The organism is Noviherbaspirillum sp. FW303-A3 (genome assembly GCF_058788695.1).
In genome coordinates, this window is the sequence record NZ_JBYTAZ010000001.1 from 2,427,658 (window position 1) to 2,451,665 (window position 24,008).

Here is a 24,008-nt window from a genome sequence, read left to right on the forward strand (position 1 = left end):
CCGTTGTTGTTCAGAACAGCGCATCCTGCCTGCGCTTGATCTCCATCCACACCCGGCGCTTCGTTTCCTCGGTCGCCGTGCTCCACTGCGCAATCTCGTCAATCGTACGAAAGCATCCCTCGCACAATCCGGTGCGCGGATTCATCTTGCAAATGCTGATGCAGGGCGAGGGCACCTTGCCGGTATCGGTTGCCGGGTCGTAGTCGATCATCGCGCTCACGCCGCCAGCTTCGATTTCTTGTCCGCCATCCGCGCATTGAACTTCGCCGGATCGATGATCATGCGCTCATGCACGCCCTCGGTGATCTTGTCCACGCCATCCCAGGCTTCGACGTGGAACTTCACGCGCCGGCCGTCGACCTCGACCACCTTGCCGCGGATCTGCAGCGTCATTCCCGGCGGCGTCGCGGCAAGGTGCGAGAAGCTGACATGCACGCCCACGCTCTGCTCGCGCGGCCAGTCGACGTAGGGCATGATGCCGTTCACGCAGGCCAGCTCCATCATGCCGACCATGTAGCCGGTCGCCAGCACATCCGGCATGTCGAGGCAGAAGCCGGTGTCATGGTAGAGCCTCGGCACGGTCGCCCGCTCGGGCACCGTGTAGGTCCAATCGAAGCTTACGCCGGGTTTGAGGTCGGGGCTCATGCTATGCCTTCAATGCCACATCGACCACCGGCGCGCCGGTCATCGCGACGAGCTGCTGCGGGGTCAGGTTGAACACCGCATGCGGATGCCCCGCCGCCGCCCATACACTGCCATACTGCATCAGGTCCTGATCGATCAGCATCACTGTCTCCTCCACATGGCCGATCGGGCAGACGCCGCCGATGGCGTAACCGATGCGCGTCTTCACGAACTTCGCATCCGCGCGGCCAAGCGGTCCGACGATGGCGGCCACCTTGTGTTCATCGACACGATTGGCGCCGCTGGCCACCACCATCACCGCGGCATCGTCGGCCAGGCGGCGGAAGACGATGGACTTGGCGATCTCGGCCACGCTGCATCCGAGCCCGGCGGCGGCTTCCGCCGAGGTCTTGCCGGTTTCGGACAGCATCACGACCGTCTTGTCATGCCCGATGGAGATCAGCAGATCGGCCACGCGCTGTGCGGTGTCGGGCAGTTTTTCCTGGAGTTTGTCTTGCATGTTTCCTTGATCACTTGAGTAAGACTGCTGCGATCTGCCGCTGCAATGCCGGCAGCACCTCTCGCTCAAACCAGGGATTGGCTTTCCACCACGCCTGGTTGCGAGGGCTGGGGTGCGGCAGCGGAAAATACGACGGCAGGTATTCCTTGTACGCCGCGACGGTGTCGGTCAGCGTCGATTTGCCATTGTCCCGCAAATAGAATTCCTGCGCATGACGCCCGATCAGCAGGGTCAGTTGCACGCCCGGCATCGCTTCCAGCAACTGCGGATGCCATGCCGGCGCACATTCCCGGCGGGGCGGCAGGTCGCCGCTTTTTCCCTTGCCGGGATAGCAGAAGCCGACCGGCGCAATGGCTATGCGCCCTGCGTCGTAGAAGACGTCCTTGCCGATACCGAGCCATGCGCGCAAGCGTTCGCCCGAAGCGTCATTCCAGGGAATGCCCGTCTCGTGCACGATCCGTCCCGGCGCCTGGCCGACGATCAGCAGGCGCGCGCCGCTTCCCGCCTGCACCACCGGCCGCGGGCCGTGCGGCAGGTGTACCGCGCACCTGTCGCAGGCGCGGATCTGCCTGAGCAGCAGCGGCAGCGAGGTCATGGCAAGCCCCGCCGTCCGGAAAATCGATTGCAATTTCGCACTTCGCAGGCAATCATTCAGCACGCATTCCATAACCATCAGCCCAGGGAGACAAGCTGACGTGATCCTCGATTTCATTTACAACAACCCGCTCTGGCTGGCCGGAGGACTGTTCGTGACCGTGACGGTCGTCCTTGCCTGTCTGGCGATGCGCCTGTTCCACCGTGTCGTGCCCCACGCGACGCGCGAGGCGCACAACGAGCATACCGCCTTCATCATTTCCGCCATCGGCATCAACTACGCGGTGCTGATCGCCTTTATCGCCGTCGCTGTCTGGGGCTCGTTCGACAATGCCACCAGTCTTGAGGCCAGGGAAGCGGAGCTGGTCGGCGACCTCTACCGCGATGCGCGCGGACTCGGTCCGGTCGCCGTGCCGATGCAGCAAAAGCTGCGTCAGTATGTCGACACCGTCATCAACGACGAATGGCCCGCCATGGCGCGCACCGAACATCCCCGCAGCGGCTGGAAGCCCCTGGAAGATATCCAGGACATGCTGGTGAAGTTCGAGCCGCAGCATGCCGGCCAGGCTGCCTACATGCAGGAAGTGCTGCATCAGATCAATGAACTGCGCGACACCCGGCGCGAGCGCATCGCGGCATCGGAAAGCGGCGTCGAACCGGAGGTATGGGCGATCGTCCTGATCGGTACCGCGATCACGATCGGATTCACCTTCCTCTTCGGCATGCCCAGCACCCGCATGCACATGCTGCTGACCGGAGGCTTCACCGCGGCAACCACACTGGTGCTGCTTCTCGTGATGGCACTCGACTGGCCGTTCCGCGGCGAGCTGCAGGTCGCACCGACCATGTTCCACCGCGTGCTGGACAACATGGTGTTGCTGGATAAACGCAATCTTTAGAAAAAGGGCGCGATGCGCTCTTTCTTATCCCTGGCGCTTGGCTGCGATCGCATTTCCCGCGCGGCTCACGGCCTTGCGGCCAAGGTGTTTCGAGATGAACTGGCCGGCATCCACCACCTTGTCCAGGTCGATGCCGGTATCCACGCCCAGTCCGTTCATCATGTACAGCACGTCCTCGGTGGACACGTTGCCGGTTGCGCCCTTCGCATACGGGCAGCCGCCCAGCCCCGCCACCGATGAGTGGAAAGTCGACACGCCGACTTCCATCGCCGCGTAGATGTTCGCCAGCGCCTGGCCGTAGGTATCATGAAAATGGCCGGACAGTTGCGCGATCGGGAATTCCTTCGCGGCGCGCTCCATGATTTTCTGCACATGGCGCGGCGTGCCGACGCCGATAGTGTCGGCGATGTCGATCTCGTCGCAGCCGAGGTCCTTCAGACGGCGCACCACGTCGGCCACGCTTTCCGGCGACACTTCGCCCTGGTAGGGACAGCCGAAGGCGCAGCTGATGCTGCCGCGCAGGCGGATGTTGTTCTGCTTGGCGGCCTGTGCGACATCCCGGAAGCGTTCGATCGATTCGGCGATGGAGCAGTTGATGTTCTTCTGCGAAAAGGCTTCGGACGCGGCGCCGAAGATGACGACTTCATCGGCCTTCGCCGCGAGCGCGCCTTCAAAGCCCTTCATGTTCGGCGTCAGCGCGGAATAGATCACGCCCGCCTTGCGCGAGATGCCGGCCATGACTTCCGTGGACGTTGCCATTTGCGGCACCCACTTGGGCGACACGAAGGATGCGGCTTCGATGTTGGAGAAACCCGCTTCCGTCAGGCGGTCGACCAGTTCGATCTTGACCTCGACGGGGATGGTTTCCTTTTCGTTCTGCAGGCCGTCGCGCGGGCCGACTTCGACGATCTTTACCTTGGTGGGCATTCCCATTTCTCGCTCCTTGTTCAGGCTGCCTTGAACGCCAGCAACTGCGCCCCTTCCGCCACCTGGTCGCCGACCGCATACAGCAGGTCCTCGACCGTGCCGTTGGCCGGCGCCGCAATCGTGTGCTCCATCTTCATCGCTTCCATGATCAGCAGCGGCGCGCCCTTCTCGACGGTCTTGCCCTTGTCGACCAGCACCGCCACGATCTTGCCCGGCATCGGCGCGGTCAGGCGGCCACCTTCGGCCTCCGATTCGCCGGCATGCGCGAGCGGGTCGTTGTAGTGCAGCGGGAAGTGGGCGCCGCCGGTGAAGACGTGGAACATTTCGCCGTCGCGCACCACCGTGCCGCGCACCGCTGCGCCGTCGAGTTTGATCACGAGATGCTTGCCGTTGCGTTCCACCAGCGTCATCGCCGCTGCCGTCGCGCCTTGGGCGATCGACCAGCCGGTCTCCTTGTAGCCGATGGTGACCGGGTAGGCGCCGGACTCATCCGAGTAATCGAGCGTGCGCAGCAAGGTCGTGTTCATGCGCCAGCCACTGGTATTGGCCCAGGGGTCGTTCGCTGCGGCGCCGGCGTTCTGCTCCGACACCAGCAGCGAGGCGGCTGCGAGCGCGAGCACCGGCAGCGCGGTCTGCGGCACCGGCGGGAACAGTTCGGCGTGGTTGCGCTCGATCAGGCCGGTGTCGAGGTCCGCGCCGGAGAAGGGCTTGCTCTCGACCAGGCGCTTGAGGAAGGCGACGTTGGTGGCGAGGCCGACGATCTGGTATTCCGACAGCGCCTGTGCCATGTGCGCCAGCGCCTCCTCGCGATCCTTGCCCCAGACGATCAGCTTGGCGATCATCGGGTCGTAGAACGGGGAGATGGCATCGCCTTCGCGCACGCCGGAATCGATGCGGATCGCGGCCGGGTCATTGCCCGCAATGCCCTTGCCCAGTTCGAAGGTGACGGCGGACGGCGTGTGCATGTGGCGCAGCGTGCCGATCGACGGCAGGAAGCCCTTCTCGGGATTCTCCGCGTAGATGCGTGCTTCCAGTGCATGGCCGTGGATGGTCAGTTCTTCCTGCTTCTTCGGCAGTGCCTCGCCGAAGGCCACGCGCAATTGCCATTCGACCAGGTCCGTGCCGGTGATCATTTCGGTGACCGGATGCTCCACCTGCAGGCGGGTGTTCATTTCCATGAAGTAGAACGAGCCGTCCTGGTTGGCGATGAATTCCACCGTGCCGGCACCGACGTAGCCCACTGCCTTGGCGGCGGCGACGGCGGCTTCGCCCATGGCCTTGCGGCGTTCTGCCGTCATGCCGGGCGCCGGCGCTTCTTCCAGCACCTTCTGGTGACGGCGCTGCACCGAGCAGTCGCGCTCGAACAGGTACACGCAATTGCCCTTGGTGTCGGCGAACACCTGGATCTCGATGTGGCGCGGACGGGTCAGGTATTTTTCGACCAGCACCTTGTCGTCGCCGAAGCTGTTGATGGCTTCGCGCTTGCAGGATTCCAGCGCGGCCTTGAAATCGGCGCTCTTCTCGACGATCCGCATGCCCTTGCCGCCGCCGCCGGCGCTGGCCTTGAGCAGCACCGGGTAACCGATCTTGTCGGCCTGCCCTTGCAGGAAGTCGGCATCCTGCGTGTCGCCGTGGTAACCCGGCACCAGCGGAACGGCCGCCTTTTCCATCAAGGCCTTCGCGGCAGACTTCGAACCCATCGCGCGGATCGCCGATGCCGGCGGGCCGATGAAGGCGAGGCCGGCCTTGGCGCAAGCTTCGGCAAAGTCCTCGTTCTCCGACAGGAAGCCGTAGCCGGGATGGATCGCCTGCGCGCCGGTGGCAAGCGCAACCTCGATGATCTTGTCCGCGCGCAGGTAGCTTTCCTTCGCGGGGGCGGGGCCGATGAGGACGGACTCGTCGCACACGGCGACGTGCTTGGCGTTGGCATCCGCCTCCGAATAGACCGCGACGGTCTTGATGCCCATGCGATGGGCGGTGGCGGCGACACGGCAGGCGATTTCGCCGCGGTTTGCAATCAGGATCTTGGTGAACACGCTGACTCCTTTGGTGCTGTCTCTCTCGATTGTGTCGAGGGATGCAAATCGTTGTTATTGGGGGTGATTCCTCGTTAAATCAACTGCGTCTCCTGCTCCCTTCTCCCGCAGGCGGGAGAAGGGTTGGGGATGAGGGGCGTTGCGCAAGCGCCCAAGGTCTTGCAAGCCCCCTCACCCCTGCCCCTCTCCCGCCCACGGGAGAGGGGTTCCATACGGATTACTGCGTTACCTCGCACTTCGGCTCATGCTGCGTATGCTTCACGCGCATGCCGAGCTTTTCCAGCAGCACGCGATCCGCCTCGACATCCGGATTGCCGGTCGTCAGCAGCTTGTCGCCGTAGAAAATCGAATTCGCGCCCGCCAGGAAGCACATCGCCTGCACCGCCTCGCCCATCTCGCGGCGGCCTGCGGACAAGCGCACGCGCGCCTTCGGCATGGTGATGCGCGCCACCGCGATGGTGCGCACGAATTCCAGCGGATCGATCGGGTCGGTGCCGTGCAGGGGCGTGCCCTCGACCTGCACCAGGTTGTTGACCGGGACCGATTCCGGATACGGATCCATGTTCGCCAGCTGCGCGACCAGGCCGGCGCGCTGACGGCGCGATTCGCCCATGCCGACGATGCCGCCGCAACACACCTTGATGCCGGCGTTGCGCACACGCTCCAGCGTATCGAGACGGTTCTGGTAGTCGCGCGTGGTGATGATGTTGTTGTAGAACTCGGGCGCGGTGTCGAGGTTGTGGTTGTAGTAATCCAGGCCCGCCGCCTTCAGGCGCTCCGCCTGGCCTTCGGCCAGCATGCCCAGCGTCACGCAGGCTTCCATGCCGAGGTCCTTGACGCCGCGCACCATCGCCTCGACGTGGTCGAGGTCGCGGTCCTTCGGCTCGCGCCATGCCGCGCCCATGCAGAAACGGGTCGCGCCGTGCTCCTTCGCCTTGCGGGCGGCGTCGAGCACCGTTTCCAGTTCCAGGATCTTCTGCGCCTTGACGCCGGTGTCGTAGCGCGCGGCCTGCGGGCAATAGCCGCAATCCTCCGGGCAGCCGCCGGTCTTGATCGACATCAGCGTGGCCAGTTCCACTTCCTGCGGGTCGAAGTTTTCGCGATGGACCTGCTGCGCGCGGAACAGCAAATCGCTGAACGGCAGGTTGAACAGTTCCTCGATCTTGGCGACCGGCCAACGTTGGGCGGCGATTTCGCGCAGCTTCGCGGGAGTCGGAACTTGCTGGAATGTGATCGGTTGCGACGACATGGACTGCTTCCTTTGCATCAGTGTGAAACGGGCCGGGGCCAGCCCGGCAAACTTGAAAAATCGAGATGAGGCGCGGCGAGCGCCGGGTCTGCCGACGGCAGGCGCGGGATCGTGCCGAGCATCGGTGCATTCAGGCGTTCGGTCAGCGCGACGACGTTGTCGACGCCATAGCGCATGCCGGGATCGACCACGTTGGCCACCCAGCCGGCGAGCTTGAGTCCCCGCGCGGCGATCGCGTCGGCGGTAAGCAACGCATGATTGATGCAGCCGAGCCGCATGCCGACCACGAGCACGACCGGCAGGCCGAGCTGCTGCGCGAGATCGGCGGTGTCCTGCGTGGCCGACAGGGGCACGCGAAAACCGCCCACGCCCTCGACCACCACCGCATCGGCTGCCGCCGCGACACGGGCGTAGCAGTCCATGATGCGGGCGAGGTCGATGCCGACGCCTTCCTGCGCAGCGGCGATATGCGGCGCGGCGGCATCGCGCAGCAGGTACGGCGTCGTCAAGTCAACCGGCAGCACGACCGGCGCCGCAGCGGCAAGCAGGTCGACATCCTCGTTGTGCCATGCGCCGTCGCGGAATTCAGCGCCTGCGGCCACGGGTTTCATGGCTGCGGCGCGTACTCCCGCTTGCGCGAGAGCATGCAGCAACGTGCACGACACCAGCGTCTTGCCGATCTCGGTATCGGTGCCGGTCACGAAATAGCCGATCGATGCGCTCATGCGAAGGCCTCCAGCAAATTGAAAGCGCTGGCCAGTTGAGAAACCTCCGGCCCGGTGTGCGATGCCGACAGGGTGACACGCAAGCGTGCCGTGCCGGCCGGCACCGTCGGCGGACGAATCCCCGGCACCCAGAAACCCTGGTCATACAGCGCCGTCGCGGCGCGCATGGCTTCATCGTTGGCGCCGATGATCACGGGCTGGATCGCGGTGTTCGAGGGGAACAGCTTCCAGCGTTGCAAATTGAGTTCGCTGCGCAGCTGGCCGATCAGGGACCGCAGGTGGGCGCGGCGCTGCGCGCCTTCTTCCCCGGCAATGATGTCCATGCTGGCCATCAGGGCGTGCGACAGCGCGGGCGCTGCCGCCGTAGTGTAGATGTAGGGCCGTGCCCGTTGCACCAGCCATTCGATCACCGTCGAATGCGCGGCGACGAACGCGCCGCCGACGCCCGCCGCCTTGCCCAGCGTCCCCATGTACACGAGGTAGGGCGAGCGCAGGTTGAAATGTTCCAGCGCACCGCGCCCGTTCTGTCCGAGCACGCCGAAACCATGCGCGTCGTCGACCACCAGCCAGGCGCCATACTGTTCGCACAGCTTCAGCAGTTTCGGCAGCGGCGCGAGATCGCCGTCCATGCTGAATACGCTGTCGGTGACGACGAGCTTGGTTTTCGCCGTGCTGGCCTGGAGGAGTTGCTCAAGCGCATCCGCGTCGCCGTGCGCATAAACCTTGACGCTGGTGCGAGAGAGCCGCGCGCCGTCGATGAGCGATGCGTGATTCAGCTCTTCCGAGAAAATCTCCGCATCCCGCCCGGCAAGGGCTGTCAGCACCGCCAGGTTGGCCATGTAGCCGGTGCAGAAATACAGGGCGCGCGGCGATTCGATGTGCGGCGACAGGAAATCGGCGAAGCGTTCTTCCAGCAGCGCATGCGCGCGCGAGTGGCCGCTGATCAGGTGCGAGGCGCCGCTGCCGACACCGTAACGGGAGGCGCCTTCGCGCAAGGCCTCGACGAGGCGCGGATGCGAGGCGAGGCCGAGGTAGTCGTTGCTGCAGAAGGCCAGCATGTCGCGGCCGTCGACCTTCATGCGCGGCACGCACGGCGTTTCGGCGACACGCAGGCGGCGGCGCAGGCTCTGGCGGTCGAGTTGCTGCAGTTCGCGTTCGAGGTTGGCAAGCAGTTCCATCGTCAGGCCTCCACGACCTTGTTGAACACGGCGAGCGTACGCGATGCCAGCAGCGCGATTTCCTCGTCGTCGAGGATGTAGGGCGGCATCAGGTAGACCGTCCGGCCGATCGGGCGCAGCAACAGTTCCTGCTGCAGGGCTTCGGTAAAGAAACGACGCGAGAAGGTCGCCGCCCTGGCCGGATCGTCGACCACGGCATCGAAAGCCCACATCATGCCGCGCTGGCGGAAGTTCCTGACCTTTGCGTGCGAGGCCAGCGGCGCCAGTGCAGCAGTGAGCTTTGCCGCGCGCTCGGAATTGCGCTTGAGCACGTCGTCTTCTTCGAAGATAGCGAGGGTGGCCAGCGCCGCACGGCAGGCGAGCGGATTGCCGGTGTAGGAATGCGAATGCAGGAAGCCGCGCGTGACGTCGCTGTGATAGAAGGCGCGATAGATTTCGTCGCGTGTCATGACCAGCGACAGCGGCAGGTAACCGCCGCTGATGCCCTTGGACAGGCACACGAAGTCAGGCCAGATCGATGCCTGCTCGCAGGCAAAGAAGGTGCCGGTGCGGCCGCAGCCGACTGCGATTTCATCCGCGATCAGGTGGACCTGGAAGCGGTCGCACAGGGCGCGCACTTCCTTCAGGTAGACCGAATCGTACATCGCCATGCCGGCGGCGCACTGCACCAGCGGTTCGATGATGACGGCGGCGATCCTGTCGCTGCGCTCCTGGAGCAGCGTCTCGAGATCGCGGGCGGCGCGGCGCGCCATGTCGGCGGCACTTTCGCCCTCCTGCGCATTGCGTGCATCGGGCGCGGTCACGACATGGGCTTGCTGCAGCATCGGACCGTACGCATCGCGGAAGATCGCGACGTCGGTGACGGCGAGCGCGCCCACCGTTTCTCCGTGGTAGCTGCCCTTCAGGCACACGAATTCGCGCTTGGCATCCTTGCCGCTGTTGCGCCAGTAATGGAAGCTCATCTTGAGCGCGATCTCGGTGGCGGAAGCGCCGTCCGACGCGTAAAAGCAATGGCCAAGCACGCCGCCGGTGAGCGCCGACAGTTTTTCCGACAGCGTGATCACCGGTTCATGCGTGAAGCCGGCGAGCATCGCATGCTCCAGCAGGTCGAGCTGTTCCTTCAGCGCCGCATTGATGCGCGGATTGGCATGGCCGAACAGGTTGACCCACCACGAGCTGATACCGTCGAGGTAGCGCTGGCCATTGGCATCGTACAGCCATGCGCCGCGCCCATGGCTGACCGGCACCAGCGGCACCGTTTCGTGGTGCTGCATCTGCGTGCACGGGTGCCAGACGCTTTTCAGGCTGCGTTCGACCCAGTCGGATTTGAGGCTTGCGTTCAAGAATGCTCCACGTAATACATCTACTTGCCTGCTCCTTCCCCCTGCCAGGGGGAAGGGACTCGTCCTTTCTTATCCCAGCCAGTTCGGCTTGCGCTTCTCCAGGAATGAACGCACACCCTCCTTGCCCTCTTCGGAACTGCGGATGTCAGCGATGCGCTCGGCGGTGTCGGCGATCAGTTCCGCTGTCAGCGGCTGGCCGGCGACGTCCTGCACGAGACGCTTGGCTTCCTTCACGGCGTTCGGGCTGTTGGTGACCAGCGCCTTGACGATGTCGGCGACTGCCGCGTCCAATGCATCTGCGGCGGTAACCTGGTGCACAAATCCGATCCGGTGCGCTTCCTGGGCGGAGAAACGCTCCGCGGTGAGGAAATAGCGGCGGGCGGCGTTTTCGCCCATCGCGATAATGACGTAAGGCGAGATTGTCGCAGGAATCAGGCCGAGTTTGACTTCGCTCAGGCAAAAATTTGTTGCCTCATTTGCAATGATGATGTCGCATGCGGCAGCCAGCCCCATGCCGCCGGCATAGCAATCGCCCTGCACCTTTGCGACGACCGGTTTCGGGCAGGTATAGATGGTGCGCAACATCTCGGCCAGTTGGGCGGCATCGGCACGGTTTTCCTCGTGCGTGTAGCCGGCCATTTTCTTCATCCAGTTGAGGTCGGCGCCGGCGCAAAAGGCCGGGCCGTTGGCGGCGAGCACGATCGTTCGCACGTCGCCGTTCCGGCCGAGTTCGCGGAAAACCTGGGTGATTTCCGCAATCGTCGTTTCGTTGAACGCGTTGCGGACCTCAGGCCGGTTCAGCGTGACGGTGGCTACGCGGCCGTCAAGGGCTACTTCAAGGGTCTGGTAACTCATGCTTACATCCTGAATACGCCGAACTTCGTTTCCGGGATCGGCGCATTCAACGCTGCGCTCAATCCCAGCCCCAGTACCATGCGGGTATCCGCCGGATCGATGACGCCGTCATCCCACAGGCGTGCCGATGCGTAGTACGGATGGCCCTGGTGTTCGTACTGCTCGCGGATCGGCGCCTTGAACGCTTCCTCTTCCTGCGCCGACCAGCTACCGCCCTTGGCCTCGATGCCGTCGCGCTTGACCGTCGCCAGCACGCTGGCCGCCTGTTCGCCGCCCATCACCGAGATGCGCGCGTTCGGCCACATCCACAACATGCGCGGCGAGAAACCGCGGCCGCACATGCCGTAGTTGCCGGCGCCGAAACTGCCGCCGATGATCACCGTGAATTTCGGCACGGATGCGGTCGACACCGCCGTCACCATCTTCGCGCCGTTGCGCGCGATGCCTTCGTTCTCGTACTTGCGGCCGACCATGAAGCCGGTGATGTTCTGCAGGAACACCAGCGGGATCTTGCGCTGGCAGCACAGTTCAATGAAGTGCGAACCCTTCAATGCCGATTCCGAGAACAGGATGCCGTTGTTGGCGATGATGCCGACCGGCATGCCGAAGATGTGCGCAAAGCCGCACACCAGCGTGGTGCCGTAGCGCGCCTTGAACTCGTCGAATTCGCTGCCGTCCACGATGCGCGCGATCACTTCACGCACGTCGAAAGGCTTGCGGGTATCCGTCGGGATCACGCCGTACAGTTCATGCGTGTCGTACTTCGGCGCCACCGGCTCGCGCAGCACGAGCTGCTGCGGCTTCTGGCGATTGAGGTTGGAGACGATGGTGCGCGCCAGCGACAGCGCGTGCATGTCGTTCATCGCGAGATGGTCGACCACGCCGGACAGGCGCGTGTGCACGTCGCCGCCGCCGAGGTCTTCCGCACTCACCACTTCGCCGGTCGCTGCCTTCACCAGCGGCGGGCCGCCGAGAAAAATCGTGCCCTGTTCCTTCACGATGATCGATTCATCGCTCATCGCCGGCACATAGGCGCCGCCGGCCGTGCAGGACCCCATCACCACGGCGATCTGCGGAATGCCCTTGGCCGACAGGTTGGCCTGGTTGTAGAAGATGCGGCCGAAGTGGTCGCGGTCGGGGAACACGTCGTCCTGGTTCGGCAGGTTGGCGCCGCCCGAATCGACGAGGTAAATACAGGGAAGGTTGTTCTGGTCGGCGATTTCCTGCGCGCGCAGGTGCTTCTTCACGGTGATCGGGTAATACGTTCCGCCCTTCACCGTCGCATCATTGCAGACAATCACGCATTCCTGTCCAGCCACGCGGCCGATGCCGGTGATGATGCCGGCCGACGGCGCCGCATTGTCGTACATGTCGTACGCCGCCATCTGCGACAGTTCGAGGAAGGGCGTGCCAGGGTCGAGCAGCATCTGCACGCGGTCGCGCGGCAGCAGCTTGCCGCGCGATACATGCTTCTTGCGCGCGTCCTCACCACCTCCGAGGGAAATCTTCGCGATCTTTTCCTTCAGGTCGTCCACCACGCGCTGCATGGCAGCAGCGTTGTTCTTGAAGTCTTCGCTGCGGGTGTTCAGTTTGCTTTCAATGTGAGCCATGTCCGGTCCTTTGTTATTGTGGTTTTCAAGCCGTCTTGTCTTCTTCGAGCTTGAGTTCTTCTTTCATCAGTTCACGCATCCTGAACTTCTGCACCTTGCCCGTGATCGTCATCGGGAAGGCGCTGACGAAGCGGATGTAGCGCGGCACCTTGTAATGCGCAATCTGCCCGCGGCAGAATTCGCGCACGCCTTCCTCGTCCAGTTCAGCGCCCGGACGCAGGATGATCCACGCGCACAGTTCCTCGCCGTACTTCCTGTCGGGCACGCCCACCACCTGCACATCCTGCACGGCGGGATGCCGGTACAGGAATTCCTCGATCTCGCGCGGATAAATGTTTTCGCCGCCGCGGATCACCATGTCCTTGATGCGGCCGGAGATATTCACGTACCCCTCGGCATCCATCACCGCGAGGTCGCCGGTATGCATCCAGCCTTCGGCGTCGATCGCCTCGGCGGTCTTCTGCGGATCTTCCCAGTAGCCGTGCATCACCGAATAACCGCGCGTGCACAATTCGCCCGACGTGCCCACGGGGACAGTTGCGCCGGTATCGGGATTGACGATCTTCACCTCAAGGTGCGGCTGCGTCTTGCCGACGGTCGCGACACGCTTTTCCAGCGGCGTATCCGTGGTGCTCTGGCAGCTGACCGGGCTGGTCTCGGTCATGCCGTAGGCAATCGTCACTTCGCTCATGTGCATGTCGCTGACGACGCGCTTCATGACCTCGATGGGGCAGGGCGAACCGGCCATGATGCCGGTGCGCAGCGTCGAGAGATCGAATTCCTTGAAGCGCGGATGGTCGAGTTCGGCGATGAACATGGTCGGCACGCCGTGCAACCCGGTGCAGCGTTCCTGCTGTACCGCCTGCAGCACCGAAAGCGGATCGAAGGCTTCGTTGGGATAGACGATGGTCGCGCCATGCGTGAGGCAGGCGAGGTTGCCCAGCACCATGCCGAAGCAATGGTAGAGCGGCACAGGGATGCAGAGCCGGTCCTGCGGCGTAAGCCGCATTGCTTCGCCGATGAAGAAACCGTTGTTCAGCACATTGCGATGGGTGAGCGTCGCGCCCTTCGGAAAGCCCGTGGTGCCGCTGGTGAACTGGATATTGATCGCGTCGGTGTTCTTCAGCTTTTTCGCGATGTCCGCCAGGCGGGCATCTTCGTGATTGCCCATCGCCATCAGGTCGGCGAAGCGCATCATGCCGGGAACATGATCGTCGCCCAGCTGGATCACGGTCTTCAGTGCCGGCACCTTGGCGGCGTTGAGCGAACCCGGCTTGCTCACTGCCAGCTCCGGCGCCGTCGCCTGCACCATCTCGATGTAATTGCTGGTCTTGAACGTGGTCATCGTGATCAGCGACTTGCAGCCGACCTTGTTCAGCGCATATTCCAGCTCCGCGAGGCGGTAGGCCGGATTGATGTTGACCAGGATGAGGCCGGCCTTGGCGGTGGCAATCTGCGTCAGCAGCCATTGCGCGTTGTTGTGCGACCAGATGCCGATGCGGTCGCCGGGACGCAAGCCGGATTCGAGCAATGCGCTCGCCAGCCTGTTCGATTCCTGCTGCAACTGGCGATAGGTGGTGCGGATCTGCTGGTGGCATGACACCAGTGCCTCGTTATCGGGAAAACGGCTGGCCATGGCATCGAAGAAATCACCGATCGTCTGTTCGATCAACGGCGTTTCGCGACTGCCCTGGTCGTAGCTTGTAACCAACTTCGCCATTCCAATCTCTCCACTCATTATGTTTCGGGAAAACTTCCATCCACGTAGAACCATCGGCCGTCCTCGCGCACGAAACGGCTGACCTCATGCAGGCGATGGGCGCGTCCGCCGACCTTGTAGCGGGCAACGAATTCCACCGTCGCCTCGTTGCCGGCGGGGACATGCTTCTTTACCTCCAGCCCCAGCCATTTCGTGCCGTCGTCCTGCACGATGGCGTCCGCAGGGCGCGTGCTCGGATGCCAGGTTGCCTTCAGATAGGGTTCCTTCTGCAGGACATAGGCGCTGTAGCGCGAGCGCATCAGTTGCTCCGCCGTCTCCGGTATCTCGCCGTTGTCGATGAAGCGGCCGCAGCAGTTTTCATAAGCGGTGCCGCCGCAGGGGCAGGGCTGCACTTCCTTCTTTGCCATTACGCCTTCTTTGCCTTTTCAGCCACCGGGGCGCCCGCCGCCTTCCATGCGCTGAAGCCGCCTTCGATGTGGGCCACGTTTTCCATGCCCATGTCCTGCACCGTCTTGGTCGTCAGCGCGCTGCGCCAGCCGGCGGCACAAAAGAAAATGAATTCCTTCTTCTCACCGAATACCGGCTTGAAGTACGGCGAATCCGGATCGACCCAGAATTCGATCATGCCGCGCGGCGCAGGATAGGCGCCGGGGATCACGCCTTCGCGCTCCAGCTCGCGCACGTCGCGTACGTCGACGAACTGCACGTTCGGGTCTTCCAGCCTGGCCCTCGCCTGTTCCACGCTGTAGGTCTTGACCTGCGCCATCGCTTCATCGACCAGCGCCTTGTATCCCTTCTTCATCGGCATGACCTTGTCTCCCTAAATTTTTCCGTTTTTCAGAAATGCTTCGAGCTGGTCGAAGCGGTCGAAACCCCAGAACGGTTCGTCGTCCGCGATGACGAAGGGCGAACCGAACACGCCGCGCTCGACGGCGGCGTCGACCTCGTCTTTCAGCATGTCCTTGATTTCCTGGCTGTTCGCGCCTTCCAGCACGGCATCGTGGCGGATGCCGATCTGCTCGCATGCGGCAGCGATGCCTTCCGGACGCGAGATGTCGATCCCGTCGACGAAATACGATGCGTACACGGCTTTCGCAAACGGCACCGCCTTGTAATCGCCGAAGTCGCGGGCGATCCATGTCATCGCGCGCGCAGGCAGTTGCGTGGCGATGGGAAAGCTGGCGGGACGCGTGTACGGAATGTCGTGAAAACGCGCGCTGCGCTCGAAATCGCGGTACGAGTAATCGCCCTTCAACGGCACCATGGGCAGCGGCACCCCGCCCGTGGTCTTGAAGATCGCTCCGAGCAGGACCGGATGCCATGCCACGCGACGGCCATGCTTCGCCGCGAGCGCTTCGATGCGTGTTGCAGCGAAGTACCCGTAAGGCGAAGAAAAATCGAAGTAGAAATCGAGCGGCGTCGCCATGCGCACTCCGTCAGGCCAGCGCGCGGCTGATCAGGATTTTCTGGATTTCACTCGTGCCTTCGTAGATCTGGCAGACGCGCACGTCGCGGTAGATGCGTTCGACCGGGAAATCGCTGACATAGCCGTAACCGCCATGGACCTGGATCGCATCGGAGCAGACACGCTCGGCCATCTCGCTGGCGAACAGCTTGGCCATGGCCGCTTCCTTCAGGCAGGGCTTGCCCGCATCCTTCAGGCTGGCGGCGTGCCAGATGAGCTGGCGGGCGGCCTCGATCTGCGTCGCCATCTCGGACAGCTTGAACTGCACTGCCTGGTGTTCGAACAGCGTCTTGCCGAAGCTGGTGCGCTCCTTCGCATACGCGAGGGCGGCGTCGAAGGCGGCGCGTGCCATGCCGACCGACTGCGAGGCGATGCCGATGCGGCCGCCTTCCAGTCCCGACAGCGCGATCTTGTAGCCCTGGCCTTCTTCGCCGATCAGGTTCTGCGTCGGAATGCGGCAGTTCTCGAACAGGATCTGCGCGGTATCCGATGAATGCTGGCCCATCTTTTCCTCGAGACGGGCAACAATGTAGCCGGGCGTATTGGTCGGCACCCAGAACGCGCTGATGCCCCGCTTGCCGGCTTCCTTGTCGGTCACCGCCATCACGATCGCGACGTCGGCGTACTTGCCGCTGGTGATGAACTGCTTCACGCCGTTCAACACGTAGGAGTCGCCATCGCGCGTCGCCGTCGTGCGCAGTGCGGAAGCATCGCTGCCGACATGCGGTTCCGTCAGGCAGAAGGCGCCGAGCATTTCGCCGCGGGCGAGGGGCTTGAGCCACTGCTCCTTCTGCGCATCGTTGGCATACATCATCGCGATGCTGCACACCGGGCAGTTGTTGACAGAAATGACGGTCGAAGTACCGCCGTCACCGGCCGCGATTTCCTCGAGGACCAGCGACAGCGACAGGTAGTCGAGGCCTGCGCCGCCCAGTTCTTCCGGCACCGCGACGCCGAAGGTGCCCAGTTCCGCGAGACCTTTCAGTTCATCCTTCGGGAAGTGGTGTTCCTTGTCCCAGCGCGCGGCATTGGGGGCGAGCCGCTCCTGCGAGAAGGCGCGCAGTGCATCGCGGATCATTTCGTGTTGTTCCGACAGAACCATGTTTTTTCCCTTTACCAGGACAGCGTGCGTCCGGTGTAATTGCGGTAAGTGCCGCTGTCTTCTTGTTTCAATCCGTCGATCACGTTCAACAGTCCGCTGACGCTGTCCTCGACGGAAGTCGTTGCATTCGGCCCGCCCATGTTGGTGCGCACCCAGCCCGGGCAGAGTGCGACGAAAGTGGCGGACGGATAGTCGAGCGATGCGCTCTTGACGGCCATGTTCAATGCGGCCTTCGAGGTGCGGTACAGCCAGCCATAGGTGGAATCGGTTTCACCGATGCTGCCCATGCCGCTGCTGATGAATGCGAACTTGCCCTGGGCTGCTTCCACCATCGGCGCAATCGTCGGGATGGCCTGCATCGCACCGAGCACGTTGGTATGCATCACCTTGTCGAAATCCTGTGCGGTCGGCGGCGACTTGGGGCTCTGCGCTTGTGGACCGTAGACGCCTGCAACGTAGACGGCAAGGTCGAGCTTTTCGCCATCGAGCTGCCAGCCGAGACCGGCCAGCGAATCGGGATTGGCGACATCGAGCTTGAACGGCTCCGCGCCTGCGGTGCGCAGTTCGGCGAGCGAGGCGTCGTCGCGCGCAGTGGCGATCACGCGCCAGTTGGCGGAGAGGAGCTGGCGCACGAATTCGCGGCCGATGCCGCGGGAGGCGCCGAGGATGAGTGCGGTGGGCATGATGATGGCCGTATCGTTTTCGGAACCCCCTCCCCTTCAAGGGGAGGGATGGGGTGGGGATGGGTTTCCGTTGCGTTACTGCAGAAACCCATCACCCACCTAACCTCCCCCTTGAAGAGGGAGGGACCTGGCATCAGACGATCTCAATCGCCATTGCCGTGCCTTCACCGCCGCCGATGCACAGCGAAGCCACACCCAGCTTGCCGCCGGTCTTCTTCAGTGCGCCGATCAGCGTAACGAGGATACGCGCACCGGACGCGCCGATCGGATGGCCAAGCGCGCACGCGCCGCCGTGGATGTTGATCTTGTCGTGCGGGATGCCGTGCTCGCGCATGGCCGCCATCGGCACGACCGCGAACGCTTCGTTGATCTCGAACAGGTCCACATCCTTGGTGGTCAGGTTCAGTTTCTTGTACAGCTTCTCGATGGCGCCGACGGGCGCGGTGCTGAACCAGTTCGGTTCCTGCGCATGCGTAGTGTGGCCGAGGACGCGGGCGATCGGCTTGCAACCCAGCTTCTGCGCGGTCGATTCGCGCATCATCACGAGCGCAGCAGCACCGTCGTTGATCGAGGAAGAGGAGGCAGCAGTAATGGTGCCGTCCTTCTTGAACGCGGGCTTGAGCGACGGGATCTTGTCGAGGCGCGCCTTGAGCGGGCCTTCGTCCTTTTCGACCACGACGTCGCCGGCCTTGCCTGCGATCGTGACCGGCGCGATTTCCCATTTGAAGGAGCCGTCATTGGTCGCCGCCTGCGCGCGCTGCACGGAGGCAATGGCGTAGGCATCCTGCTCTTCGCGGGTGAACTCGTACTTGGCGGCGCAATCCTCGCCGAAGGTGCCCATCGAGCGGCCCTTCTCGTAGGCGTCTTCCAGGCCGTCGAGCATCATGTGGTCGTACATCATGGCGTGCCCGATGCGATAGCCGCCGCGTGCCTTCGGAATCAGGTAGGGAGCGTTGGTCATGGATTCCATGCCGCCCGCGATCACGACCTCGTTGCTGCCGGCGAGCAGCGAGTCATAGCCGATCATCGCGGCCTTCATCGCCGAACCGCACATCTTGGACAGCGTGACGGCGCCCGCGGAAACGGGGATGCCCGCCTTGATCGCCGCCTGGCGAGCCGGCGCCTGGCCCTGGCCTGCCATCAGGCAGTTGCCGAACAGGACTTCGTTGACGAACTTCGGCTCCAGGCCGGCGCGCTCGACGGCGGCGCGGATCGCTACTGCGCCCAGGTCGCTTGCGGACAGCGCGGAGAAGTCGCCCTGGAAGGCGCCCATCGGGGTACGTGCTGCGCCGACGATAACAATAGGATCACTCATCATTCATCTCCAGTAGGTGGCTAGGCGGCCTGAGCCGCGGGGGTAAGGGGTTTGTAGCTGAAGCGCAGTTCCTGCGGATACGGGAATACGTCCTCGACGTGTCCGTCAAGGATGCGCTGCTTGGCGCGCTGCCAGTAATGCGCCGTCAGCAGGTCGGCGTGGTGCTTCAGGAAGTACTTGCGCACTTCCGGATTGCCGAGCAGGAAGGTGCCGAACTGCTCGGGAAAAACGTCGTTCTTCGCCACCGGATACCACGGCTCGCTGGACATTTCGTCCTCTTCGTTGCGCGGCGCCGGGATCTCGCGGAATTGGCAATCGGTGATGTATTCGATTTCGTCGTAGTCGTAGAACACCACGCGGCCATGCTTGGTGACGCCGAAGTTCTTGTACAGCATGTCGCCGGGGAAGATGTTCACGCCGACAAGTTCCTTGATCGCATTGCCATACTCGACGATGCCGTGCTCGACCGCCGCGTGGTCGCCGCGCTTTTCCGCTTCTGAGAGCCAGATGTTCAGCGGAATCATCCGGCGCTCGATGTACACGTGCTTGATGATGATCTCGTCGCCTTCTTCCTCGACGATGGAGGGCGCGACTTCCTTCAGCTCCGCCAGCAGCTCTGACGAGAAGCGCGCGCGTGGGAAGGCGACGTTGGAATATTCGAGCGTATCCGCCATGCGTCCGACGCGGTCGTGGTTCTTCACCAGCAGGTATTTTTCCTTGACGATCGCGCGCGTGGTTTCCTTCGGCGCCGGGAAGTGGTCCTTGATCACCTTGAACACGTAGTTGAAGGAAGGCAGCGCGAACACCACCATGACCAGGCCGCGGATGCCTGGCGCCGCTTCGAAGCAATCCGACGAATGCCGCAGGTGGTGCAGGAAGTCGCGGTAGAACGCAGCCTTGCCCAGCTTCTGCAGGCCGAGGATGGTGTAGATTTCGCTGCGCGGTTTGTAGGGCATCAGCGAGCGCAGGAAATGCACGTAGGCGGACGGCACTTCCATGTCGACCATGAAGTAGGCGCGCGTGAACGAGAACAGCACCGTGATCAGCGTCGGGTCGAACAGCACCGTATCGAGCACCAGCTGCCCCTTGCGGTTGTACAGGATGGGCACGACGAACGGGTAGATGCGATTGCCGTTGATGCCCTTGCCGACGATGTACGCGCCCTTGTTGCGATAGAACAGGCTGGCGAGCACCTGGATCTGGTGGTTCGGTTCGAGCAGGTCGCTGCCGAACATCGCCCGCATGCGCGCCTCGACGAAGCCGACGTCGCGGTCGAGATCGGCGAAGGACGGCGACAGCTGGAAGTTGGTGACGATGCGCTTCAGCGTGAAATGCAGGCCATCCTTGGCCGGGTAGTACACGCGGTAGGTCGGCAGCAGCTCTTCGGTCTCGAGGTATTCGGTCGACACGGCCGGCCGCACGAAAATAAAATCGTTGTGGTAGTACGAGCGGTGCAGGATGTTGCAGCACACCGAATTGAAGAAGGTCTCGGCCAGCTCCGGCTGCTTGTGGTTGATCAGCAGGCCGATGTAATGCAGCTTCACCTCGCGCCAGACTTCATCGCCGATTTCTTCCTGGTCGTACTCGTCTTCCAGCGTCTGCACGCATTCCTGGACCCGTGTGTCGTAGAACGCGATACGCTCGCGTGCCTTCCGCTGCGCGGTCTTCCAGTCGCTCTTCTCGAAATACCGCTTTGCCGCCAGGCTCTCCTCGCGGAACAGCCGGTAGTGCTTGTCGAAGCCGTCAAGGATGGTGCGCGCAATGTCGAATGCGATCTGGGACGAGAGGAGTTTGGGAAAGGCGGTCTGGGGCATGTCAACGCTCGAAGTGGTTCTTCCAAGCCTCCAGTTTAGCCAAATCCACCCCGATGCCGCCGCAGACAACGATCAAGGGAGCATGAAATTCTTTCAAGAGCGGCAATTGCCGATATGCAACGGCGAGTGCCGCGCCGCAAGCGGGTTCGACCAGGGTGCGCAGGTCGTCGGCGAAGCGCAGGCAGGCGTCAACCGCCTGTGCGTCGTTGACGGTCGTGACGCGCACGTCATGACGCATTGTCCATTCAAATGCCTGCTGGGCAACGCGCTTCGCGCCGAGCGTTGTCGCGATCGAGGTGATGGCGGGCAGGGTAACGAGTTCGCCTGCATGGACGGCGGCATTCAGCGATGCCGCGCCTTCCGTCTCCACCGCGATGACAGGCACATGCGCCTTGCCGTTGCGATGCAGGCCTTCGAGCACGCCGCACAGCAGCCCGCCGCCGCCGACAGAGCAGATCACGACGTCGAAATCGAATCCAGCCTCGTGCGCTTGCGCCACCGCTTCGTCGATCAGCGTGGCGTTGCCGTCCCAGATATCGTGATGGTCGAAGGGCGGGATGTAGACGGCGCCGGGCGCCTGGCACATGCGCAGCGCCTCTTCGTTGGTTTCGTCCCAGACATTGCCGGCCACGATGCATTCCGCGCCGATGTCGCGGATCTTGGCGCGCACGGATTCATGGGTCGTTTGCGGCACCAGGATGGTTGTCCGCACACCCAGCGCAGATCCGGCCACGGCAGCGGCGAACCCGGCATTGCCGCCGGACGGGCAGACGAAATGCGTCGCCCCATTGTCCGCCGCGCGCCGGCACATGGTGCCGATGCCGCGCAGCTTGAAGGAGCCGGACGGCTGCAGGTTCTCCATCTTCAGCATGACACGCGTCCCGAGCGCGGCCGAGAGCGGGCCATGTGTGAGCAGCGGTGTGGTGATGTGGAGTGCGGACATAGCGGCGCCCAGTGCTTACTTTCTGTTTCGCGGCAGGACGGCCATGGTGGCCGTCAGTTTGCTGATCAATGTTTTCCGGTCGCCGGCCAGGGCAAACACTTCTGCCTCGACGACATGGAACGCCTTGCCCGGCTTGAGGACCTGTGCGCGGCAAAGCAGCGCATCACCCACGCCCGGGCGCAGAAGGTGGATCTTGAATTCCGACGTCAGGATGAAGTCTTCCTCCGCCGTCACCGTCATGGCCGCGCCGCCGGCCGTATGGTCCGCAATGGTCGCCTGCACACCGGCGTGGATGACGCCGGTGTGCTGCAGGTGACGCGGCTCGATGCGAAGGGATGATTCGCACCAGCCGGGGCCGCAGTCGGCAAACGTGATGCCGGTCGCAGACAGGAAAGCGGCCTCGTTGAAGGCGTTTTCGACAATCCTTCTGTAATTGGGGTCGGGTGCGTGCATGGCGTCTCCTCCTGCTCTTGTCGGCTCCTTCCCCTTCAAGTGGAAGGCTGGGATGGGGATGGGTTGCGGTGGGGACTCGCGAAATACGTCTCCGGAGCGCGACGAGACCCATCCTCACCCAAACCCTCCCCTTGAAGGGGAGGGCTTTTTGCAAGAATTGTCTTGCGTTACTTCGTCTCGGCAAACAACTCGCGACCGATCAGCATCCGGCGAATCTCGCTCGTGCCGGCGCCAATTTCATACAGCTTCGCATCGCGCCACAGGCGGCCGACCGGGTATTCGTTGATGTAACCGTTGCCGCCCAGCGTCTGGATCGCTTCGCCGGCCATCCACGTCGCCTTCTCGGCCGAGTAGAGGATGGCGCCGGCCGCATCCTTGCGCAACGCACGCACCTGCTCCGGCAACTTGGCGCGGTCGCACGCCTGGCCTACTGCGTAGACATAGGCCTTGCAGGCCATCATGGTCGAATACATGTCGGCGAGCTTACCCTGCATCAGCTGGAATTCTCCGATCGGCTGGCCGAACTGCTTGCGGTCGTGAACATAAGGCACGACGGCGTCCATGCAGGCCTGCATGATGCCCAGCGGCCCGCCGGAGAGCACCGTGCGCTCGAAATCGAGGCCGGACATGAGCACGTTCACGCCCTTGCCGAGTCCGCCGAGGACGTTTTCCGCCGGCACTTCGCAGTTTTCAAAAACCAGTTCGCCTGTATGCGAGCCGCGCATGCCAAGCTTGTCGAGCTTTTGCGCCACGGAGAAGCCCTTGAAGCCCTTTTCGATCAGGAAGGCAGTCATGCCGCGCGGGCCGGCTTCGATGTCGTTCTTGGCATAGACCACGAGCACGTCGGCATCCGGGCCGTTGGTGATCCACATCTTGGTGCCGTTGAGCACCCAGCGGTCGCCCTTCCAGTCGGCGCGCAATTTCATGCTGACGACGTCGGAACCGGCGTTCGGCTCGGACATCGCCAAGGCGCCGACGTGTTCGCCGGAAATCAGCTTGGGCAGGTATTTCTGCTTCTGCTCTTCGGTGCCGTTACGCTTGATCTGGTTGACGCACAGGTTGGAATGCGCGCCGTAGGACAGGCCGACCGAGGCGGAAGCGCGCGAGATTTCTTCCATCGCGACGATATGCGCGAGGTAGCCCATGTCGGTGCCGCCGTATTCCTCGGACACCGTGACGCCCAGCAGGCCGAGTTCGCCCATCTTCTTCCACAGGTCCATCGGGAACTGGTCGGTGCGGTCGATTTCCGCGGCGCGCGGGGCGATCTCCGCCTGCGCGAATTGCTGCACGGTTTCGCGCAGCGCGGCGATGTCTTCGCCATGGTCAAAGGTCAAGCCGGGCAAATGGATCATGTCGTCCTCACGTTGTTGGATTTATGGCAACCGGTGCGGGCGCACGCGGCCGTCGATGATGCAAAATCATACTTCCAATTTACGTTTACGTAAACGTAAAGTGAATATGGTGGAATTACGGTATCAAGGCCATTCAGGCCGCATCCTTCAGCTTCCGTGCCGAGGATTTCTTCACGGCAGCGGGCTTGCCGGTCTTCTCCCCCTCAAGCAGGCGATGGCACTCCTCTTCGTGCGCGGCAATCTCGGCCAGCGTCACTTCCAGGTCTTCACGCTGGCGCTCCAGCGTTTCGCGATGTTGCGCCAGCACGGTGAGGAAACGCTTCAATTGCGCAGTGGTGTCCTTCGGCGACTCGTACATGTCGACCAGCGCCTTGATTTCCTGCAGGCTGAGGCCGAGGCGCTTGCCGCGCAGGGTCAGCTTCAGGCGTGTGCGCTCGCGGGCGCTGTAGACACGCGTGCGACCGCCCGCGCCTTCGCGTTTCGGACTCAGCAGGCCCTGGTCTTCATAGAAGCGGATGGCCCGCGGCGTGATGTCGAATTCGCGCGCAAGTTCGGTGATCGTGTAGGTCGGCATGGCGGAATCTGGGTGGCTTCAGCAATA

General features: G+C 63.2%; 25 protein-coding genes. 1 reads left to right on the plus strand and 24 read right to left on the minus strand.

Annotation, left to right across the window (positions count from 1 at the left end; all coding sequences use genetic code 11):
• Positions 1-10: 10 nt before the first annotated feature.
• From AC3WOY_RS11845 to AC3WOY_RS11860, 4 genes are read right to left on the minus strand one after another with little or no spacing between them, the layout of a single operon-like run.
• A complete protein-coding gene (locus AC3WOY_RS11845; protein WP_492429277.1) occupies positions 11-211 on the minus strand; it encodes a DUF1289 domain-containing protein in 201 nt (66 codons plus the stop codon).
• Between the two features lie 5 nt (positions 212-216).
• The gene (locus AC3WOY_RS11850; protein WP_492423945.1) at positions 217-645 is read right to left on the minus strand and encodes a thioesterase family protein; all 429 of its coding nucleotides are present in this window, start codon (positions 643-645) and stop codon (positions 217-219) included.
• A 1-nt stretch (position 646) separates the two neighbouring features.
• Positions 647-1,144 carry a YbaK/EbsC family protein gene (locus AC3WOY_RS11855; protein ID WP_492423947.1) on the minus strand — a complete coding sequence of 166 codons (498 nt, stop codon included), beginning with the start codon at positions 1,142-1,144 and terminating at the stop codon, positions 647-649.
• 10 nt (positions 1,145-1,154) lie between these two features.
• Positions 1,155-1,739, minus strand: coding sequence for a uracil-DNA glycosylase family protein (locus tag AC3WOY_RS11860; RefSeq protein ID WP_492423949.1), 585 nt, complete (start codon positions 1,737-1,739; stop codon positions 1,155-1,157).
• A gap of 100 nt (positions 1,740-1,839) precedes the next feature.
• On the opposite strand from AC3WOY_RS11860, the gene AC3WOY_RS11865 reads away from it, so the two are divergent.
• Complete coding sequence (locus tag AC3WOY_RS11865) at positions 1,840-2,637, plus strand: bestrophin-like domain (protein WP_492423951.1); 798 nt, start codon at positions 1,840-1,842, stop codon at positions 2,635-2,637.
• Between the two features lie 24 nt (positions 2,638-2,661).
• Here AC3WOY_RS11865 and AC3WOY_RS11870 read toward each other — a convergent pair whose 3' ends face one another.
• The 20 genes from AC3WOY_RS11870 to AC3WOY_RS11965 form a co-directional block, all read right to left on the minus strand.
• The gene (locus AC3WOY_RS11870; protein WP_492423953.1) at positions 2,662-3,570 is read right to left on the minus strand and encodes a hydroxymethylglutaryl-CoA lyase; all 909 of its coding nucleotides are present in this window, start codon (positions 3,568-3,570) and stop codon (positions 2,662-2,664) included.
• Between the two features lie 14 nt (positions 3,571-3,584).
• The gene (locus AC3WOY_RS11875; protein ID WP_492423955.1) at positions 3,585-5,600 is read right to left on the minus strand and encodes an acetyl/propionyl/methylcrotonyl-CoA carboxylase subunit alpha; all 2,016 of its coding nucleotides are present in this window, start codon (positions 5,598-5,600) and stop codon (positions 3,585-3,587) included.
• A 217-nt stretch (positions 5,601-5,817) separates the two neighbouring features.
• A complete protein-coding gene (gene bioB / locus AC3WOY_RS11880; protein WP_492423957.1) occupies positions 5,818-6,849 on the minus strand; it encodes a biotin synthase BioB in 1,032 nt (343 codons plus the stop codon).
• A 17-nt stretch (positions 6,850-6,866) separates the two neighbouring features.
• Complete coding sequence (gene bioD, locus AC3WOY_RS11885; RefSeq protein ID WP_492423959.1) at positions 6,867-7,574, minus strand: dethiobiotin synthase; 708 nt, start codon at positions 7,572-7,574, stop codon at positions 6,867-6,869.
• Positions 7,571-8,752: an 8-amino-7-oxononanoate synthase gene (gene bioF / locus AC3WOY_RS11890; RefSeq protein ID WP_492423961.1), complete on the minus strand. Its 1,182-nt coding sequence runs from the start codon at positions 8,750-8,752 to the stop codon at positions 7,571-7,573. The genes bioD and bioF overlap by 4 nt, the downstream gene beginning before the upstream one ends.
• Before the next feature lie 2 nt (positions 8,753-8,754).
• Positions 8,755-10,095, minus strand: coding sequence for an adenosylmethionine--8-amino-7-oxononanoate transaminase (gene bioA / locus AC3WOY_RS11895; protein WP_492423963.1), 1,341 nt, complete (start codon positions 10,093-10,095; stop codon positions 8,755-8,757).
• A gap of 69 nt (positions 10,096-10,164) precedes the next feature.
• Complete coding sequence (locus AC3WOY_RS11900) at positions 10,165-10,950, minus strand: enoyl-CoA hydratase/isomerase family protein (protein ID WP_492423965.1); 786 nt, start codon at positions 10,948-10,950, stop codon at positions 10,165-10,167.
• A gap of 2 nt (positions 10,951-10,952) precedes the next feature.
• Entirely contained in the window at positions 10,953-12,560 is a 1,608-nt protein-coding gene (locus tag AC3WOY_RS11905; protein WP_492423967.1) for a carboxyl transferase domain-containing protein, read from the minus strand.
• A gap of 25 nt (positions 12,561-12,585) precedes the next feature.
• Entirely contained in the window at positions 12,586-14,280 is a 1,695-nt protein-coding gene (locus AC3WOY_RS11910; protein WP_492423969.1) for an AMP-binding protein, read from the minus strand.
• A gap of 17 nt (positions 14,281-14,297) precedes the next feature.
• Positions 14,298-14,687: a YchJ family protein gene (locus AC3WOY_RS11915; RefSeq protein ID WP_492423971.1), complete on the minus strand. Its 390-nt coding sequence runs from the start codon at positions 14,685-14,687 to the stop codon at positions 14,298-14,300.
• Entirely contained in the window at positions 14,687-15,088 is a 402-nt protein-coding gene (locus AC3WOY_RS11920) for a rhodanese-like domain-containing protein (RefSeq protein WP_492423973.1), read from the minus strand. The genes AC3WOY_RS11915 and AC3WOY_RS11920 overlap by 1 nt, the downstream gene beginning before the upstream one ends.
• A 12-nt stretch (positions 15,089-15,100) precedes the next feature.
• Entirely contained in the window at positions 15,101-15,706 is a 606-nt protein-coding gene (locus AC3WOY_RS11925) for a 2-hydroxychromene-2-carboxylate isomerase (protein ID WP_492423975.1), read from the minus strand.
• 10 nt (positions 15,707-15,716) lie between these two features.
• Complete coding sequence (locus tag AC3WOY_RS11930) at positions 15,717-16,847, minus strand: acyl-CoA dehydrogenase family protein (RefSeq protein WP_492423977.1); 1,131 nt, start codon at positions 16,845-16,847, stop codon at positions 15,717-15,719.
• Between the two features lie 11 nt (positions 16,848-16,858).
• Positions 16,859-17,530, minus strand: coding sequence for an SDR family oxidoreductase (locus AC3WOY_RS11935; RefSeq protein ID WP_492423979.1), 672 nt, complete (start codon positions 17,528-17,530; stop codon positions 16,859-16,861).
• Positions 17,531-17,663: 133 nt separating this feature from the next.
• On the minus strand, positions 17,664-18,845 hold the full coding sequence (locus AC3WOY_RS11940; protein ID WP_492429279.1) for an acetyl-CoA C-acetyltransferase: 1,182 nt from the start codon (positions 18,843-18,845) through the stop codon (positions 17,664-17,666).
• Between the two features lie 20 nt (positions 18,846-18,865).
• Entirely contained in the window at positions 18,866-20,659 is a 1,794-nt protein-coding gene (aceK, locus tag AC3WOY_RS11945) for a bifunctional isocitrate dehydrogenase kinase/phosphatase (RefSeq protein ID WP_492423981.1), read from the minus strand.
• A gap of 1 nt (position 20,660) precedes the next feature.
• Entirely contained in the window at positions 20,661-21,602 is a 942-nt protein-coding gene (locus tag AC3WOY_RS11950) for a pyridoxal-phosphate dependent enzyme (RefSeq protein WP_492423983.1), read from the minus strand.
• A gap of 15 nt (positions 21,603-21,617) precedes the next feature.
• Positions 21,618-22,055: a PaaI family thioesterase gene (locus tag AC3WOY_RS11955; protein ID WP_492423985.1), complete on the minus strand. Its 438-nt coding sequence runs from the start codon at positions 22,053-22,055 to the stop codon at positions 21,618-21,620.
• A gap of 167 nt (positions 22,056-22,222) precedes the next feature.
• Positions 22,223-23,407 carry an isovaleryl-CoA dehydrogenase gene (locus AC3WOY_RS11960; RefSeq protein ID WP_420475706.1) on the minus strand — a complete coding sequence of 395 codons (1,185 nt, stop codon included), beginning with the start codon at positions 23,405-23,407 and terminating at the stop codon, positions 22,223-22,225.
• A 133-nt stretch (positions 23,408-23,540) separates the two neighbouring features.
• Entirely contained in the window at positions 23,541-23,981 is a 441-nt protein-coding gene (locus AC3WOY_RS11965) for a MerR family transcriptional regulator (RefSeq protein WP_492423987.1), read from the minus strand.
• Between the last annotated feature and the right edge of the window lie 27 nt (positions 23,982-24,008).